At 63.9% G+C, this 14,367-nt stretch carries 19 protein-coding genes; 13 read left to right on the top strand and 6 right to left on the bottom strand.

Annotation, left to right across the window (positions count from 1 at the left end):
* The first annotated feature begins 12 nt into the window (after positions 1–12).
* Genes FJW07_RS06540 through FJW07_RS06550 form a run of 3 tightly spaced genes read left to right on the top strand, consistent with a single transcriptional unit; the run spans position 13 to position 2,508 of the window.
* Positions 13–453 (top strand): hypothetical protein, encoded by a 441-nt coding sequence (locus tag FJW07_RS06540; RefSeq protein ID WP_140855293.1) that lies wholly within the window; start codon positions 13–15, stop codon positions 451–453.
* On the top strand, positions 437–1,342 hold the full coding sequence (locus tag FJW07_RS06545; RefSeq protein ID WP_181182581.1) for an HTTM domain-containing protein: 906 nt from the start codon (positions 437–439) through the stop codon (positions 1,340–1,342). Before FJW07_RS06540 ends, FJW07_RS06545 begins: the two co-directional genes overlap by 17 nt.
* Complete coding sequence (locus tag FJW07_RS06550; RefSeq protein ID WP_140855297.1) at positions 1,339–2,508, top strand: SdrD B-like domain-containing protein; 1,170 nt, start codon at positions 1,339–1,341, stop codon at positions 2,506–2,508. The genes FJW07_RS06545 and FJW07_RS06550 overlap by 4 nt, the downstream gene beginning before the upstream one ends.
* A 109-nt stretch (positions 2,509–2,617) precedes the next feature.
* Here FJW07_RS06550 and FJW07_RS31645 read toward each other — a convergent pair whose 3' ends face one another.
* On the bottom strand, positions 2,618–3,202 hold the full coding sequence (locus FJW07_RS31645) for a hypothetical protein (protein ID WP_181182582.1): 585 nt from the start codon (positions 3,200–3,202) through the stop codon (positions 2,618–2,620).
* A gap of 323 nt (positions 3,203–3,525) precedes the next feature.
* Positions 3,526–3,993, bottom strand: a complete 468-nt coding sequence (locus FJW07_RS06560; protein WP_140640949.1) for an Lrp/AsnC family transcriptional regulator — start codon at positions 3,991–3,993, stop codon at positions 3,526–3,528.
* Positions 3,994–4,133: 140 nt separating this feature from the next.
* Between FJW07_RS06560 and FJW07_RS06565 the strand changes: the two genes are divergently transcribed.
* Positions 4,134–4,874, top strand: coding sequence for a tryptophan 2,3-dioxygenase family protein (locus FJW07_RS06565; RefSeq protein WP_140855299.1), 741 nt, complete (start codon positions 4,134–4,136; stop codon positions 4,872–4,874).
* Between the two features lie 279 nt (positions 4,875–5,153).
* The gene (locus tag FJW07_RS06570) at positions 5,154–5,576 is read left to right on the top strand and encodes a DoxX family protein (protein WP_140640953.1); all 423 of its coding nucleotides are present in this window, start codon (positions 5,154–5,156) and stop codon (positions 5,574–5,576) included.
* Between the two features lie 93 nt (positions 5,577–5,669).
* Here the strand turns inward: FJW07_RS06570 and FJW07_RS06575 are convergent, their stop codons facing one another.
* The 4 genes from FJW07_RS06575 to FJW07_RS06590 all read right to left on the bottom strand — a co-directional run bounded on the left by FJW07_RS06575 (position 5,670) and on the right by FJW07_RS06590 (position 7,460).
* A complete protein-coding gene (locus tag FJW07_RS06575; RefSeq protein ID WP_140651970.1) occupies positions 5,670–5,975 on the bottom strand; it encodes a hypothetical protein in 306 nt (101 codons plus the stop codon).
* 77 nt (positions 5,976–6,052) lie between these two features.
* Positions 6,053–6,322 (bottom strand): hypothetical protein, encoded by a 270-nt coding sequence (locus FJW07_RS06580; protein ID WP_140640957.1) that lies wholly within the window; start codon positions 6,320–6,322, stop codon positions 6,053–6,055.
* Between the two features lie 233 nt (positions 6,323–6,555).
* A complete protein-coding gene (locus FJW07_RS06585; protein WP_226891873.1) occupies positions 6,556–7,011 on the bottom strand; it encodes a hypothetical protein in 456 nt (151 codons plus the stop codon).
* A 125-nt stretch (positions 7,012–7,136) separates the two neighbouring features.
* On the bottom strand, positions 7,137–7,460 hold the full coding sequence (locus tag FJW07_RS06590; RefSeq protein WP_140640959.1) for a hypothetical protein: 324 nt from the start codon (positions 7,458–7,460) through the stop codon (positions 7,137–7,139).
* A gap of 344 nt (positions 7,461–7,804) precedes the next feature.
* On the opposite strand from FJW07_RS06590, the gene FJW07_RS06595 reads away from it, so the two are divergent.
* From FJW07_RS06595 to FJW07_RS06630, 8 genes are all read left to right on the top strand, one after another.
* The gene (locus tag FJW07_RS06595; protein WP_140855301.1) at positions 7,805–8,173 is read left to right on the top strand and encodes a hypothetical protein; all 369 of its coding nucleotides are present in this window, start codon (positions 7,805–7,807) and stop codon (positions 8,171–8,173) included.
* Positions 8,166–8,609, top strand: coding sequence for a hypothetical protein (locus FJW07_RS32005; RefSeq protein WP_246680691.1), 444 nt, complete (start codon positions 8,166–8,168; stop codon positions 8,607–8,609). The genes FJW07_RS06595 and FJW07_RS32005 overlap by 8 nt, the downstream gene beginning before the upstream one ends.
* Before the next feature lie 40 nt (positions 8,610–8,649).
* Entirely contained in the window at positions 8,650–9,258 is a 609-nt protein-coding gene (locus FJW07_RS06605; protein ID WP_246680692.1) for a terminase family protein, read from the top strand.
* 205 nt (positions 9,259–9,463) lie between these two features.
* The gene (locus FJW07_RS06610; RefSeq protein ID WP_140855306.1) at positions 9,464–9,820 is read left to right on the top strand and encodes a hypothetical protein; all 357 of its coding nucleotides are present in this window, start codon (positions 9,464–9,466) and stop codon (positions 9,818–9,820) included.
* Between the two features lie 225 nt (positions 9,821–10,045).
* Positions 10,046–11,047 (top strand): bestrophin family ion channel, encoded by a 1,002-nt coding sequence (locus tag FJW07_RS06615; RefSeq protein WP_140855308.1) that lies wholly within the window; start codon positions 10,046–10,048, stop codon positions 11,045–11,047.
* 180 nt (positions 11,048–11,227) lie between these two features.
* Positions 11,228–11,983, top strand: a complete 756-nt coding sequence (locus tag FJW07_RS06620; protein WP_140855309.1) for a terminase family protein — start codon at positions 11,228–11,230, stop codon at positions 11,981–11,983.
* 259 nt (positions 11,984–12,242) lie between these two features.
* On the top strand, positions 12,243–13,289 hold the full coding sequence (locus FJW07_RS06625; protein ID WP_140855311.1) for a hypothetical protein: 1,047 nt from the start codon (positions 12,243–12,245) through the stop codon (positions 13,287–13,289).
* Positions 13,290–13,771: 482 nt separating this feature from the next.
* Positions 13,772–14,296 (top strand): hypothetical protein, encoded by a 525-nt coding sequence (locus FJW07_RS06630; RefSeq protein ID WP_140855313.1) that lies wholly within the window; start codon positions 13,772–13,774, stop codon positions 14,294–14,296.
* Positions 14,297–14,367: the final 71 nt, after the last annotated feature.

The following is a 14,367-nucleotide window of genomic DNA, read 5'->3' on the forward strand; positions in this document are numbered from 1 at the left end:
GGGGGGTACGCGGTGGCGGACATCATCTCGATCAGAACAGGCGCGGAGCCTGCCGGACGGCTGTCGGCGGGACGCTTGCGGCTGGTCGCCTTCACGGCGATCGCCGCGTTCATGATCGCCGGTCCGGCCGTGGATCAAATCTTCGGGGTGCAGACGCCATGGCTGCGCTCCTGGACCATGTTCAGCGCGATCGGGCTGGGCGTCATCGACGCTTCCTTCGAAATCCGCCAGCCGGACGGCGCGCTCATCCCGCTCGACCGGTTCGAGATGCTCGGCGCTTCTCGCGACGGCAGGCTGAAGCGGATCGAAAGCCGCGAGGAACTGGCATCCGTCGTCAAGCGGCTCTGCACGGTCGCCGGGCAGGGCGCCGACATCCGTGTCCGCGCCCGGCTGGGCACGCGCAATGGCTGGCAGACCATCCATACCGATGCCGAAAATGCCTGCGCCGGCTGACGCGATCGCCGACTGGATGAGCTGGCGTTCGGCGCACGCCGTGGCGGCGCGCTTCGTCGGCTGGGCGGTCGATACGGAGGGATCGTCGCGCTCCTCCGCATTGATCCGCATCGGCCTGGCGATGCTGTTCTGGTCTCGCTGGGCCGGCGAGTTGCTGCTCTACAGGGACCAGTCGGCGATCGGCCTGTTTCTGGCAGCCAACTTCTTCGTCGCGACGACGCTGCTGTTCGTGGGCTATCAGAGCCGCGCCGCCGCTGTCTGGGCCGGGTCGGTCGGGCTGGTGATGTACTATTATTTCGGCCACCAGCTTGGGCGCGAGCCCTGGACTCACCACCATACCTATCTGCTCGCCGTCGCGGCACTTCTGGTCGCGCTCACCCCATGCGGCCGCTCCTATTCGCTGGGCCGCTACTTGGCGGTGGCGCACGCCGAGCGCATGGGCGTTGCGCCGCCGGCGGAGCGTGGCAATCTGTGGGGGCTGCGGCTGATCGTGGTGCAGCTGTCGGTGCTCTATTTCTTCGCCGCCTTCGACAAGTCGAACCATGCCTTTCTGAGCGGCGCGCGGATCGAGCAGATCTTCCTCTGGTTCTATGCGGGTTCGGATTACCCGGCCGGCCTTGCCTTGCCCGCCGCGGTCGTATCCTTCGGTGTGGTCGCGCTCGAATATGGCCTTGCCTTCGGCCTGCCGTTCCGTGCGACGAGGCGCTATCTGGTCCTGCCGGGCCTGGCCTTTCACGCCATCATCTATCTGACGCTGCCGGTCTATACGTTCAGCGCGACCATGGCGTTGCTCTATCTTGCCTATTTCGATGCGGATGCCGTGGACAGGATCATCGCGCGGCTCCAGGGGATCGGACCGACACCGACTGCCAGAGGGGAAATTTCGTGAAGCGTGGTTTGTCGTTCCCGGGCGCCGTCGTCGTCGCGGCCGCCGGCCTGGCCATGGTCTGGGGCTCGGCGCGTGCCGGCAGCGCGGCGGACTATTATCCCAGGCGCACGTGGGACGCCTTCAACGGCGGCCAGATGAACACGTCGATCCTGGTTTTCCGCGACCGCAACAGGAACGGGATCTACGATCTCGGCGACCGGCCGATGTCGCATGTGGCGGTCGAGCTCGGCAAGCCGAATGGCGACACCATCATGCGATGGACCAATGTCAGCGGCTTTGCCAACTTCCGGATGTCGGTTCTCCAGCGCAATCTCGAGGTTGTCGATCCCGGACATTATTCGTTCCGGGCCGTGCCTCCGCCAGGCTTTTCCGTCACCACCGCAAACGCGTCCCAGGAAAGCGATTATGCGGCTTCCCCCGGCTCGCCGGGCGACATGATCGCCCAGCGCACGACGCATCCGGTCGGCCTTGCGGCGGACCTGACGATCAGCGGCGTAGCCGCTTCCGGGGCGCGAATTTCCCTCACCGGGCCTGCCGGGGTAGGCGTCGCCGCCAAGGTCGATCCGGATGGGCGCTTCAGCGCGCCCGTGACATCAGGCGAATGGCTGGTCGAGGTTTCGGCCGACGGAGCGACCGAACGGCGCAAAATCGTGGTCGACGAGGCGCCGGTCGTGCTCTCCGCGTTTTCGGGCAAGGGCGGGCCCGCCGAGGGGTCGCTGCCCCGACAGCACGTCGTCGGCTTCGACGACCTTATGACGACGTCGGGCGTGTTCGAAATTCCGTCCGGCTATGGCGGGCTCGACTGGTACAATCTCGTTGCCATGCACCAGCGTTTCACCGACGGCCCGGGTTACATCAACACGACGATGTCCGGCGAATTCATCGCCTATAACAGCTCAGGCCACCCCGGGCAGGTGTTCAGCGACAAGCCGTTCGATTTCACGGGCGCCTATTTCGGCGTCGGCTGGAACGACGCCGAGGGCGAGACGCTTGTTCTCAAGGCCTGGCGGGGCGACCAGCCGGCCTATGACGATCAGCTTGTGCTGTCCGCAAGCGGCCCGGTCTATTTCGCGGCCGACTACATGCGCATCACGCGGCTCGAGATCCGGACGCAGCACTCCTGGCAGGCCGCGATGGACGACTTCGCCTACCGCACCGGTCCGTAGAGCAATCCCAGGAAAACTACGCAGCGGTTTTCCGTCCGCGCGCAAACAAAGGCTTGCTGCAGGTCCGTTTGATCCGCTTCGGCGCGACGCGCCTTAAGGTCAAGCCGCGTCAGCAAGACGATCGCCAGGAAGCGCCGCAGGAACCGACGTTGCCGGAATGACCGGAACCGGTGTTGTGATGGCCGGCGCCGCCACCGCCGCCCGAACTGCCATTGCCGCCGGTTCCACCATTGCCGGTGCCACCGTTGCCGCCGTCGCCGCCATTGCCGCCGGTTCCGCCATTGCCGGCGCCACCGTTGCCGCCGTCGCCGCCATTCCCGGTGGAGCCGCCGTTGCCGACGCCACCGTTGCCGCCGTCGCCGCCATTCCCGCCGGAGCCGCCGTTGCCGACGCCACCGTTGCCGCCGTCGCCGCCATTCCCGCCGGAGCCGCCATTGCCGGCGCCACCGTTGCCGCCGTCGCCGCCATTCCCGCCGGAGCCGCCATTGCCGGCGCCACCGTTGCCGCCATTCCCTCCGTTGCCGCCATTCCCTCCATTTCCGCCGGAGCCACCATTCCCCCCATTTCCGCCGTTGCCCCCTGCGGCCTGAGCCAGAAGAGCGCGGTTGGCGTCCTGGATGAGCGCAGCCGGGTCCATCGACCGGTGGACTCCGTCCCGCGGCTCCGGCAGGACCGACGCGGCGTGGGTTGCCATGGCCGTCGCCAGCAGCATGGTCGATGCGAGCAGCACCGCTGCCGAATTGCTTCTGAGTTGTGGGAAGATGGGGCGCGCGATGTCGGCATTCGCCGTCGATGTGAAAAACCGCGGACGCCCGGCCGACAAGACAGGCTCCGCCCCGATTCTGCTTGAGATGATATCAGCCACCCGCATACCCCCGATCCCGACTTATAGACCGGTTCGGCGCCCGTTCTTCGACCATGCCAGAAAAAGTCAGGGTCCGGCGCGGTGCCCGTGCGGCTGGCATCCGCGGTTCGGTTTGGGGAGGGCCGCCGAGGCCTCAAATCACCTTGCAGCTTCTAAAGCGACGCACGCGCCGCCGCCTCGGCGAACGAGATGTCGCCCTTGATCTCGCGCATCGCCATCGAGGTGACGGTGCGGCGAACGCCTGGCAGCCGGCTAAGCTCCTCGCGCAGCATCCTGTCCAGCGCCCTCATGTCGACGGTGACGATCTGCAGGAGATAGTCGGCCTCGCCGGTCGTGGCGTAGCAGCGGCGGATCAGCGGGTGTTTCCTCACTGCCGCCTCGAAGGCGTCCGACACTTCGAAGTCGATCGACACCTGGATGAAGGCCTCGATGCCGAAGCCGATCGAAGCGGGATCGACACGGGTGGAATAGCCGCGGATGACGCCGGCCTCTTCCATCGCCTTCACCCGTTTCCAGCATGGCGTCTTGCTCAGGCCCACTTCCTCGGCCAGCTCGCCGAAGGAGAGGCGCGCGTCGCGCTCCAGGGCCGCCACGATCTTGCGGTCGAGCATATCCAGCATGAAGCGTTCTCCAAATATCCATAAAGACGAAGTGTCGTGCTCCAATCCAGGAATATTGGATAACAGAAAGGAACAATGTTCAAGCGCGAACGCGCTATCCTTGGCGCCTGCCTAACCATGCCCGCGCCAGGAGATGAGCCATGGACAAATCCGACTACCACGCCCGCATCGAGGCGCCCGAGATGCGCGACTACGGCGTCTATCTGCAATGCGACAAGCTGCTCGCCTGCCAGAAGCCGCTTGCCGACATGGTCAACGCAGACGAGCTGCAGTTCCAGATCGTGCACCAGGTCGAGGAATTGTGGATGAAGCTCATCGCCTACACGCTGGTCGATGTCCTCGACTATCTGGAGAGACAGGACACGCACCGCATCGTCACGCTGATGGGCCGCGTCCACCGGCTGATGCGCATGATGACGGCGCAGCTCGATCTCCTGGAGACCATGTCGCCCAAGGAGTACCAGCAGATCCGCCTGCAGCTCGGCAATGGCAGCGGCCAGGAATCACCGGGCTTCAAGCTTTTGCTGCGCCTGCCGCCGGATCTTTGGCGGGCCTTCAAACATGCCTATCTCGATGGCCGCGGGCAGACCGTGCAGGACATCTATGACGAGCATTACGACCACGGCGATGCTTACGTCGTGGCCGAGGCGCTGATCGAATTCGACGAGCTGTTTCAGAAATTCCGCGCCAATCACCTCTATCTGATCCACCGCTCGATCGGGCTCGGCGCGAAGTCGCTGAAGGGCCGGCCGGTGGAAATCCTCGAAGGCGGCGCCCGCCACCGCTTCTTCCCCGACCTGTGGGACATACGCTGCGACATGACCGATCGCTGGGGCGCCGAATACGGCACCGTGCGGGAATCGATCAGCCATCCGGGCTGAGCCTTCTTCCTCGCCCCGCGCGAAGCGGGGGGAGAGGTGGCCGCGTAGCGGCCGGAGAGGGCCTCCGTAGAGCGCACAGTTGGCGGGAAGGGCTCGTCGCGTGGCGTTCATGCTGCCGCCGCCGGCGCAGCCCCCTCTCCGTCGCGGCTTCGCCGCGCCACCTCTCCCCGCCTGCGGCAGGGGCGAGGAAGAGGGCGCTCCAAACAATTTTCTCCATCCCTGTCGGAACCATCTCCCTCCGCCCGTCCTTGGGGCATCAACAGACAAACCCGGAGGAACATCGTGGAAACGCAATCGACCTGGCAGACCGCCGCCATTCTCGTCGCCCGCCTGATCTTCGCCGCCATGTTCGCCATGGGCGTCGCCTTCAAGCTGATGGATATGGGCGCCACGGCCGGCTACATCGCCGCCGCCGGCTTCCCGTTCCCCCTGTTCCTCGCCTGGTGCGCGGCGATCCTTGAAACGCTGCTGGTGATCGCCTTCCTGACCGGCGCCTTCATGACGCCGCTGGCGCTGATCGGCGCGGTTTATGTCGTCTTCCTCGGCTTTGCCTTTCACGGCCCGTCACACTGGACGGCGGACCAGGCCGAGTTCGGCGCCTTCATGTCGCATTTCCCATTCGCCGCCGGCCTGCTCTACGCCGCGGTCCACGGCCCGGGCAGCGTGCTCGCGCTCAAGCAGGGCTGGCCGGGCCGGGCATGACCCTTCCTTCTTCCCGTTCTAGGGGGAGAAGGTGCCCGAAGGGCGGATAAGGGGCGGCGCCTGCATCTCCAGGCAAGGCGCCCTCCCATCGCCTCACATCTGGTCGTTATACGGCTCCTTCATCTGCCCGACCATGCGCGCCAGCTTGGAGAAGGACGGCATGTCCGCTTCCGGCTGGCACTGGTTGGCAAGTTCGAGCAGGCGGATCGGGAAATTGATGGCGTCGCGGTTCGATGCCGAGATCGCCTCCGAGCGCTCCTCGCCGGTCTCGCCGGCTTCGGCCTTGCGCAGCGCGATGTCGATCTCCTCGACGCTGAGCACGCCTTTCTTGACGAGCACATGGTTGATTGCGGCGACAGCCATCAGCAGGCCCTCGAGCTGGAGATTGGCGACGTTCATGGCGTTCCTCCCATTGACCTCGCCTCAAGAACGCATGAGGGGCGTTTCCGATCCGGACGGGGGAAAGCCGGCGCGGTTCAGGCCTCCATCCACCGCTCGCCATATTCGCTCCAGAGCTGCCTGATCTCGCGGTTGCCGAGCGGCGGCGTCTGGCGGTCGCCATAGAAGACGGCGACGGCGCTGAGGTCGTATTGGCCCTCGGCCTGGGCGATGAAGCGGATCGCTTCGCCGAGTGGTCTCGAATGGAAGATCGGATCGGCCTGGCCTCGGCCCAGGCTGCGAACGCCCGAAATGCTTGCAGGTACATGCCGCATCCGAAAGACGGATGCCATGGCAGGTCTGTCCATGCCGCTCTCCGCGATTCCCTTGGGGAATGATCCCATAAGCTCCGGCTAATGACCAGCCCGGGGGACAACCGGCCACAGCAAGAGAGCGGCAAGGCACAATTTTGAAACGAAAAAGACCTGGAAAGAAAGGGCCGGGCGCAATAGCCCGGCCTTCCTTTCTGCGCGGCCGTCGCAAGCAGCCTGCGCTCACTACTTTGGACGGTCGCGGCTGGGTGCAGCCGGACCGGAAATGTCTACCTGTGCCAGCGATGCAGCCAGTCCGGGTCTGGATCGGAATTCCTGCTGATTGCCATGCCGGCCAGCAAGCCGACCAGGCCGCCGATCAACATCGCGGTCGAGAAGGTGCCCGGGTTCTGCTGCACCGTTTCCGAAACGCTGTGCGCCTGGCTGCGCAACTGGCTTGCGGCGCGCGACGCGCGGTCGGAGGCGCCGCTGTAGAGGTTCGAAGCGCGGTCGGCCGCGCCTCGGTACCAGCCATGCGCAGTCTCGGCGGCCTCCTCGGCCTGTTCGGAAAGCGCACGGTTCAGGCGGTTCACCTCGCGCTTCAACTCGGCGATCTGCTTCTTCATCGCGTCTTCCGATGCACGCGTGGCACGCGCGCTGCTGCGCGACGCGGGACGGTTGCGCGCGGCGGTGGCTTTCACGTTGCCGTTGGCTGAATTGGTGGTGCTGGTGTCATTGTCTGCCATCGGTCTCTCCTTTTTGCCTCCTGGAACGGCCATCACGCCTCATTGTTCCCGCGGGCGCGCCGCCCGGCCAAAACACCGGGGCCGCGGAGCGTGCTCCACGGCCCTGCGCTGCAAGCCCGATGCCCTTACTTGCCGCAGTTCTTGTCGTTCACGTTCGGCTGCATCGTGCCGGCGGTGCTGTTGTTGGCATCGCCCACCGCGCCTTGCGGACTGCTCGGGCAGTTCTTGTCGGCGTTTGAATTCATGTCGCCGCCGGTGACACTGCCGGTCGTGCCGGTATCGGGCGGCGCGGCCTGGTCGGGCGACGGGCTGGCCGGCGTCTTCGGCTCCACGGTAATGGTCTGGCCGCTGCCGCCACCCTCATTTCCGGCGGTGCCGGCGCTCTGAGCCATCGCCGCCGTGGCGAGGCCGATGGTCAGCGCCGAAGCTGCAAGAATCTTCGTAAGCATGATCTTTCTCCTCTGTTGCGAGACGGTCGTCCGTCACGTTGCGACTAAGGATGGAACCCGTCGGACCAAGGTTGGTTCCGACAAAATTTGTTGTAATCTGGCCCGGCGTTTCAATTTATGGGTGTGGCGCGCCGGGCGCTGCGATTTTGAGGAATGTAGGAAAATGTACCTAGAAGCTATTGCCCGGTGAAGGCAGCTATGCTACTATTTTGTCCATGGTGCTGATTTGCGCCAACGACCCGCCGCCCGGCGGGTTTTTATTTTCCTCACCGTCCATCCCTTCGAAGCGCTGGCGGGGCGGCGCTCCTCTGTCCTGCGCTGTCAACATTCTGCTCGAGGCCCAGATGCCACGCTATGCCACCATGGTCACCGCCGATGACGGCGCCGAGATCGTCAGCGCCATCGGCGAATTCGAGGGGTCGAGCCTGCCGCGCGGCTCAGGCCGTGTCGAGCAGGTCGCGCCAGGCGTGCGCATCGGCATGGTTCGCGGCGGCCCTGATGAGGCCGTCGCCGGTTTCGGTTTTCCGCGCCACGGCCTCGGCCCGTCCTCCGTCCGCGCGGTGACGGCGAAGCGGAAAGCAATGGCCGCGCCGGCCGCCGATGCCCGGACCGCCAAGCAGGCCAGCGCCAGGCCACGCAGGAAACCAGCGCGCAAGGTCCGCAAGGTCAAGGCGGCGAAAGCCGGGCCATCGCAAGCGGCCACCCATGGTTAACGAAAGCAGGCGCCGCGCCGGCGCGAAGCGGGCAAGCCGAAAGCCGAAGGGCCCCCAAGCCGGGGCCGCTCTGGCCACTCGCCCGAAGCGCCCGCGAAAAACGCTCGTCGACGATTTCGCGGCAGCCCTTCGCGCCGACTTCCGCGCCCATGGCGCCGGCGTCATCGCCGCGGTGCGGGCCGAAAAACCGGAGCAGTATCTGAAGGTCGTGCTGACGATGCTGCCTAAGGATTTCTCCGAAAGTGTCGATGCCAATCAAAACAGTCTCGGGCAGTTGAGCGATGAGGAGATCCGCAGGCGCATCCGCGGCCTTGAAGCGAACGTCCGGCCGCTCCTCGACAGTGATGCAAACCTATCTGGCGCTGCTCGAGGAGATGGACCAACGCCGTCGCCGCAATCTTCTTCAGGCCTACGCGCCGTACAATCGGCAGGCTGATTTTCACGCGGCAGGGGCAACGAACCGCGAGCGCCTGTTCATGGCCGGCAACCAGCTCGGCAAGACCAGGGCAGGGGGCGCGGAATGGGCCATGCACCTCACCGGCCGCTATCCGGACTGGTGGGCGGGCAAGGTGTTCGACCAGCCCGTCAGGCTCTGGGCCGCCGGCGTCACCGGCGAAGGCACGCGCGACAACCCGCAGCGCGTGCTGGTCGGCCCGCCGCAGCAACAGGCAGAATGGGGCACCGGCATGATCCCGGCCAATGCCATCGCCGACACGGTGATGGGGCGCGGCGCGCCGGGAGCGCTGGACAGCGTCGTCGTGCGCTGGGGCGGTGGCGGCGACGTGCAGGCGGGCGAAAGCGTGCTCTCGTTCAAGAGTTACGAAAAGGGTCGCGAGAAATGGCAGGGCGAGACGCTGCACGGCGTCTGGTTCGACGAGGAACCGCCGCTGGACATTTATTCGGAGGGCCTCACCCGCACCAACGCGACCGACGGCATAACGATCGTGACGTTCACGCCGCTGTTGGGGATGAGCGATGTGGTGCTCAGGTTTTTGAGCGCGGAGGCGGTTCAGGGTTTGCGTTCCTCGCCCCCGCAAAGCGGGGGAGAGGTGGCCGCGCAGCGGCCGAAGAGGGGGTCTTCGTAGGGCGACAAGCCTTGCGAGTTGCTGTCCGCTCCGTCACCAAAGCCGGCGCTGCCCCTCTCCGTCACGGCTTCGCCGCGCCACCTCTCCCCACTGCGTGGGGGCGAGGAACTGGAGCTTTGCGAAACCGCGCCGAAACCATGATCTGCGATGCCGCTTTGGCGGCAACCGAAGGTCGAGTAGCTTCCGGCCGCGATCCGGAGCCGACATGCGACCTCTCCCGAAGCTGCTTCTTGCCTGCGCGCTGCTCTCGGCCTGCTCTGGCTCCGCCGGCGACTGGCGCGCCGATGCGATCGCTGCGGCCGAAGCCAGGATGCGCGGCCTGATCAACGATCCGGCGGCAACCTTCTCGCATGTCGATCTCACCGGCGACAGCGCGACCGGCCAGACCTGCGGTGTCGTCATCAGCAAGGTCGGCATCTTCACCAAGGAAGCGCGCTTCATCGTCTATATCGACAACACCGCTGGACCCTTCGTCGAGCCGGGTCTTGGCTCGTCCATGTCGCAGGCCGACTTCGACTGGGCCTGGAAGAACGATTGCGTCAACGAAGGCTACAAGGGCTGAACGCTTTCCTCGCCCCGCGCGAAGCGGGGGGAGAGGTGGCCGGAGAGGGGTCTTCGCAGGGCGGCAGCATCTCCGAGTGATCCGTGTCCGTTCATCCAAGTTGGCGCCGCACCCTCTCCCCCACTCGCGTGGGGGCGAGGAACTGGAGCTTTCAAAACGATTTCCACCGCTTATGGTGCGCGAATGCGCGGTCGCGCGATTTGCATGCCGTAAGGGATTTCAGGAATGTATGTAGGCCGTTCTTACCGGTTGCTGGACTTCGCGCTCTGGTCGCGGCGCAGCGTCATCTACATGATGGTGGTGAGCGGGCTGGCGATCGCCACCTACCGCCTTCCGGCGACAGCTGGGTTCTCGGTGCCATGGTCGGTCGTGCTGGTGCTCGGCACCACGGTGTCGCTGGTCGCCGGGTTCAAGAATTCGCAGGTCTTCACCCGCGCCAACGAGGCCCTGCAGGCCTTTTCACAGATCACCGCCAGCAGCCGGATGCTGTCCGGCTTCTGCCGCGATTTCATGGATGCTGCCGCCGCCCGGCAGCTGATCTATCGCCATCTTGCCTGGCTGACGGCGCTGCGCTTTTCGCTGCGGCGGCCGATGCCTTGGGAATCGCTGGCGAAAGCAGCCAACATCGAGTTCCGGCGGCGCCGCTATCACATCCAGGAGGATAAGACGTCGCTTGCCGAGGAACTGCACAGGCTGCTGGGCGAGGAAGCCGAAAGCGTGCTGAAATCGCCACAGCCGGCGATAGAACTTCTCGATTGGCAATTGGCCGAGGTCAACGGCTTGCTGAAGAGTTCAGCCGTTCCGACGCAGGTCTACTCCGAGCTGGTCAAGCTGATACGCGACTTCCAAGACCAGCAGGCCCGTTGCGATCGCATCAAGAACAATCCCTATCCCCGGCAATACGCGATCGTGAGCTCGATGTTCATGATCATCTTCTGCACCTTGCTGCCCTTCGGGGTCGTTCCGGTCTTTGCCGATATGGCCAAGCTGGGCGGCGTGCTCGGCTGGATCTCGATCTGGCTGACCATCCCTTTCAGCGCGCTGCTGGGCTGGGTCTACATGTCGCTGGACCTTGTCGGCGAAAGCAGCGCCAATCCGTTCGAAGGCAACGCCAACGACGTGCCGATCTCGCAAATCTGCCGCGACATCGAGATCGAGCTGCGCCGGGGGCTTGGCGAGGCCGCGCTTCCCGCGCCGCTGGCGCCGGTGAACGACATAGCGACGTGATGGCTCCAGTTCCTCGCCCCGCGAGAGCGGGGAGAGGTGGCCGCGCAGCGGCCGGAGAGGGGCCTTCGTAGGGCGTTTAGCCTCCCGTTCTTCTGTCGAAAGCCGGCGCCGTCCCCTCTCCGTCGCGGCTTCGCCGCGCCACCTCTCCCCGCTCTCGCGGGGCGAGGAAGTGGAGTTGCCATGTCCCGCCACGTTACCTTCATGACCATCGACGATGCCGGACATTATTCGCCCGGGCAGCGCGCCGAGATCGTTGCGGCCTATCCCGAGCACGAGCGCGAAGCACGCGCCAAAGGCATTCCGGTGCTGGGCTCCGGCCGCATCTTCCCGGTGGCGGAGGAGGCGATCGCCTGTGAGCCCTTCAAATTGCCGCGCTGGTGGCCGCGCATCGGCGCGCTCGATTTCGGCTGGGACCATCCGTCGGCCGCGGTCGAGCTCGCCTGGGATACCGAGGCCGATGTCGTCTACGTCACGAAGGCTCATCGCGCCTCCCAGCAGACGCCTGCGATGCAGGCGCTGGCGCTGAAGGCCTGGGGCGACTGGCTGCCCTTCGCCTGGCCGCGCGACGGCCGCCGTGAAACGCTGGAAGGCGCCGGCGTGGCGCTGGCAAAGCAATATGCCGCGCATGGGCTGAACATGCTGGCCAGCCACGCCCGCTTCGCGGATGGCTCCGTCTCGGTCGAGGCCGGACTGATGGACATGCTCGACCGCATGCAGTCCGGCCGCTTCAAGGTGTTTTCCACCCTTCGCGCATGGTTTGAGGAATTCAGGCTTTTTCATCGAAAGAACGGCCAAGTGGTGAAGCTGCGAGACGACCTGATGGCCGCGACACGTTACGGCGTGATGATGCTGCGCGAGGCGATCGTCGACCCGGCGGAGTTCAAGACGGCGCGCCGGCCGGCGGGACAGAGCGACCCGCTGGGAGCTTTCAGGTAACGAGGGCCGCCCTCTCACTTCGTCATACTCGGGCTTGACCCGAGTATCCATGCCGTGACGCCTGCCCTAGAGCGCAACGGTGCGGAATTCTGTAACCGTCGCAATCAGTTTAGCGTTACGCCGCGTCGCTCCGCTCCGCTCCCCGCTTCGTCCTAGGATGACGAGGCTCGTACAGCCGGCCCCTCATTCCGCAACGCCGCCGCCCGAGCTGCGCGCCGGCCTCGCCAGCCGCAAGCCGGCCCTGCGGGAGGCAGGCTCGGTGCGCATGGCGATGCGGCAGCTCCAGCGCCGCGCCCGGTATGAGCAGGACCAGTTGTCGGCGGCCCAGGCCGAAGAACTCGACACAATCGCCAAGAGCGACCCGGACGACCATGCTGCCTTCGATGCCGCCCGCCACGCCGGCCTCGATCTCATCGCCAAGATGAACCTCGACCCGCAGATCAGGCTGCAGACCGAAGCCGCCTGGCGCGAGCGCGCGGTGACGGCGCGAATCGAGGCGCTGATCGCGCGCGATCCGGGGCGGGCAACCGAGATGCTCAGCGCCGCACCGGTGGCGGGTGACCGCCAAGCCGGCGATCCCGTCGTCGATCCTCGTGCGGATCTATCGCCCGACGGTATTCGGCGGCTGCTCCGCCAAGCGCGCGCCGCGACAATGAACAGGCTGATCGAGGCGCGCGCCAACATCGATCTCGCTTCGCAGAATGCTCCGGACGCAATTGCCAATACGGGCAGCTACTCCGGCACCATGCCAAACGCCGCGGATTTCACCGCCGTCTATGGCGTCGAGGAGGGCGGCGAGCGGTATCAGGAGTTCGGTCGAAAGATTGACGCTGGTCGCCAAGCCTTCGGCATGCGGACCATGCTGAACCTGGCGATCCAGGCTTTACTTAGCAATACCGCGTCTGGCGCGACGAACTCTCAGCAGGAAGTTCAAACCAATCCCGATCTGTTAGTGGAGGCTGCAAAGCGGAATCTGGGAGCGAGGACTGCAGATCCCGGAGCCTATGTTCGCCAAGTTTTTTCTGCCGTGGATGCGGCATGGAAAAATGTGTCGAACACCAAAGGCTATCAGAACGCTATGCTCTGGTCGGTTTCCGCTCAACGTCAGCTCGGCATAGAAGACGTTCAGCCGTTGCCGAACTCTATCGCTGAAGACGCCATTATGTCGTTGATTGGCAACAAATCGCAACGCGAAGCCACGCGAGCACTGAGCCGCAGCCTATTGGGCGATACGGTCGATCCAAATCTGAGAATGTCGCTTATAAAGCAATTAATTTATGTTAGTGTGATGATGAGTTTACAGTAGTATTAATCTCTGCCCGACGTATCTATGAAAATATCCCCGTATACTATAAGTTTCTTGTAAGAAAGATCTTGTCTCACCGAATTGTACAATCTCACAGCATGTTTTCTGTTTTTTCGATATAGGGAGACGGTGTCTTTTCCGTTTTCAAATGAACAGCATCGTTGCAGGGAGGGCTCGTCACTTATATTGTATATAGAGAAGCTATAGCTATCTTTGTAGTCAATAAGACTCATTCGGAATCCTTTGTCGAACTGCACATGGCAGTCGGAGTTCTTTTTACACACAGCAGTTCCGCCGAAATATCGCCCGTCGCTCGTCTTTAGAGCAAACTTTATAGGATAGCTGTTGGAGGCATCTTGAGCAAGACTCGAAAGCGTCGTGGCAAAAATGAGCGTCGCCGCAGAAATAAAGACCTTCGATCCGAGCTGCATTTGAGAATCCATCCTAGATAACGCTTTTATATAGATCAAGGAGCCGTGTTGATGGGATCCATTGAAAGGCGGGGGTTACCACCCATTGGGACCCGTGGTGCCTCGATCAGTCAGGAGGACGCCCGGCGCTTTGCGATGGACCTTCTTGATAATTACTTTTCGGGTCCCGATGCTTATTTCGCGGATGGCCCCCAAAAAAATCCATACAACCCAGACCTCAATGCGCTGAATGGGATCTTTGATCCCGAGGCTCCTCTAAAAAAGAATACACTGGTACACAAGCTTAACGATCTCCAATCCAGAGTCGTCGATCAGTCTCAAAGGGCCTATGTACAGTCCTTGATAGATGGGATGATCGAGTTCAGAAAGACATTCGGCAAACGGCTGGTGTATGAGCACGAAGTGAAGCCATTTCAGAATTCACCGGCGATCATGCCTGATGATCAGAGGAATTTTGACTTCAAGAGGGAAATCCCCGATTACCAGAGTCGCTTTCCAAAATTTCAACCGTGCGCGGTTCGGCCAATACTTAGCATCGTGGCTTCGACGCGTTGCTGGTCAGGCACGCCGGCTTGACGTCGATCAATCAAGGGTTGCATACTTAGAAAGCCAAAGTCAACGGTTGCGAGCGGCAGATGACAGCTACC

Origin of the sequence: Mesorhizobium sp. B3-1-9 (assembly GCF_006439595.1) — a bacterium.
Classification (GTDB): Bacteria; Pseudomonadota; Alphaproteobacteria; order Rhizobiales; family Rhizobiaceae; genus Mesorhizobium.

Coding starts and splice junctions, on each gene's coding strand:
- FJW07_RS06545 (WP_181182581.1), top strand. CDS start 437: ATGCCTGCGCCGGCTGACGCGATCGCCGACTGGATGAGCTGGCGTTCG.
- FJW07_RS31645 (WP_181182582.1), bottom strand. CDS start 3,202: ATGGCAACCCACGCCGCGTCGGTCCTGCCGGAGCCGCGGGACGGAGTC.
- FJW07_RS06560 (WP_140640949.1), bottom strand. CDS start 3,993: ATGCTGGATATGCTCGACCGCAAGATCGTGGCGGCCCTGGAGCGCGAC.
- FJW07_RS06565 (WP_140855299.1), top strand. CDS start 4,134: ATGGACAAATCCGACTACCACGCCCGCATCGAGGCGCCCGAGATGCGC.
- FJW07_RS06575 (WP_140651970.1), bottom strand. CDS start 5,975: ATGAACGTCGCCAATCTCCAGCTCGAGGGCCTGCTGATGGCTGTCGCC.
- FJW07_RS06580 (WP_140640957.1), bottom strand. CDS start 6,322: ATGGACAGACCTGCCATGGCATCCGTCTTTCGGATGCGGCATGTACCT.
- FJW07_RS06585 (WP_226891873.1), bottom strand. CDS start 7,011: ATGGCAGACAATGACACCAGCACCACCAATTCAGCCAACGGCAACGTG.
- FJW07_RS06590 (WP_140640959.1), bottom strand. CDS start 7,460: ATGCTTACGAAGATTCTTGCAGCTTCGGCGCTGACCATCGGCCTCGCC.
- FJW07_RS06595 (WP_140855301.1), top strand. CDS start 7,805: ATGCCACGCTATGCCACCATGGTCACCGCCGATGACGGCGCCGAGATC.
- FJW07_RS32005 (WP_246680691.1), top strand. CDS start 8,166: ATGGTTAACGAAAGCAGGCGCCGCGCCGGCGCGAAGCGGGCAAGCCGA.
- FJW07_RS06605 (WP_246680692.1), top strand. CDS start 8,650: ATGGCCGGCAACCAGCTCGGCAAGACCAGGGCAGGGGGCGCGGAATGG.
- FJW07_RS06610 (WP_140855306.1), top strand. CDS start 9,464: ATGCGACCTCTCCCGAAGCTGCTTCTTGCCTGCGCGCTGCTCTCGGCC.
- FJW07_RS06615 (WP_140855308.1), top strand. CDS start 10,046: ATGTATGTAGGCCGTTCTTACCGGTTGCTGGACTTCGCGCTCTGGTCG.
- FJW07_RS06620 (WP_140855309.1), top strand. CDS start 11,228: ATGTCCCGCCACGTTACCTTCATGACCATCGACGATGCCGGACATTAT.
- FJW07_RS06630 (WP_140855313.1), top strand. CDS start 13,772: ATGGGATCCATTGAAAGGCGGGGGTTACCACCCATTGGGACCCGTGGT.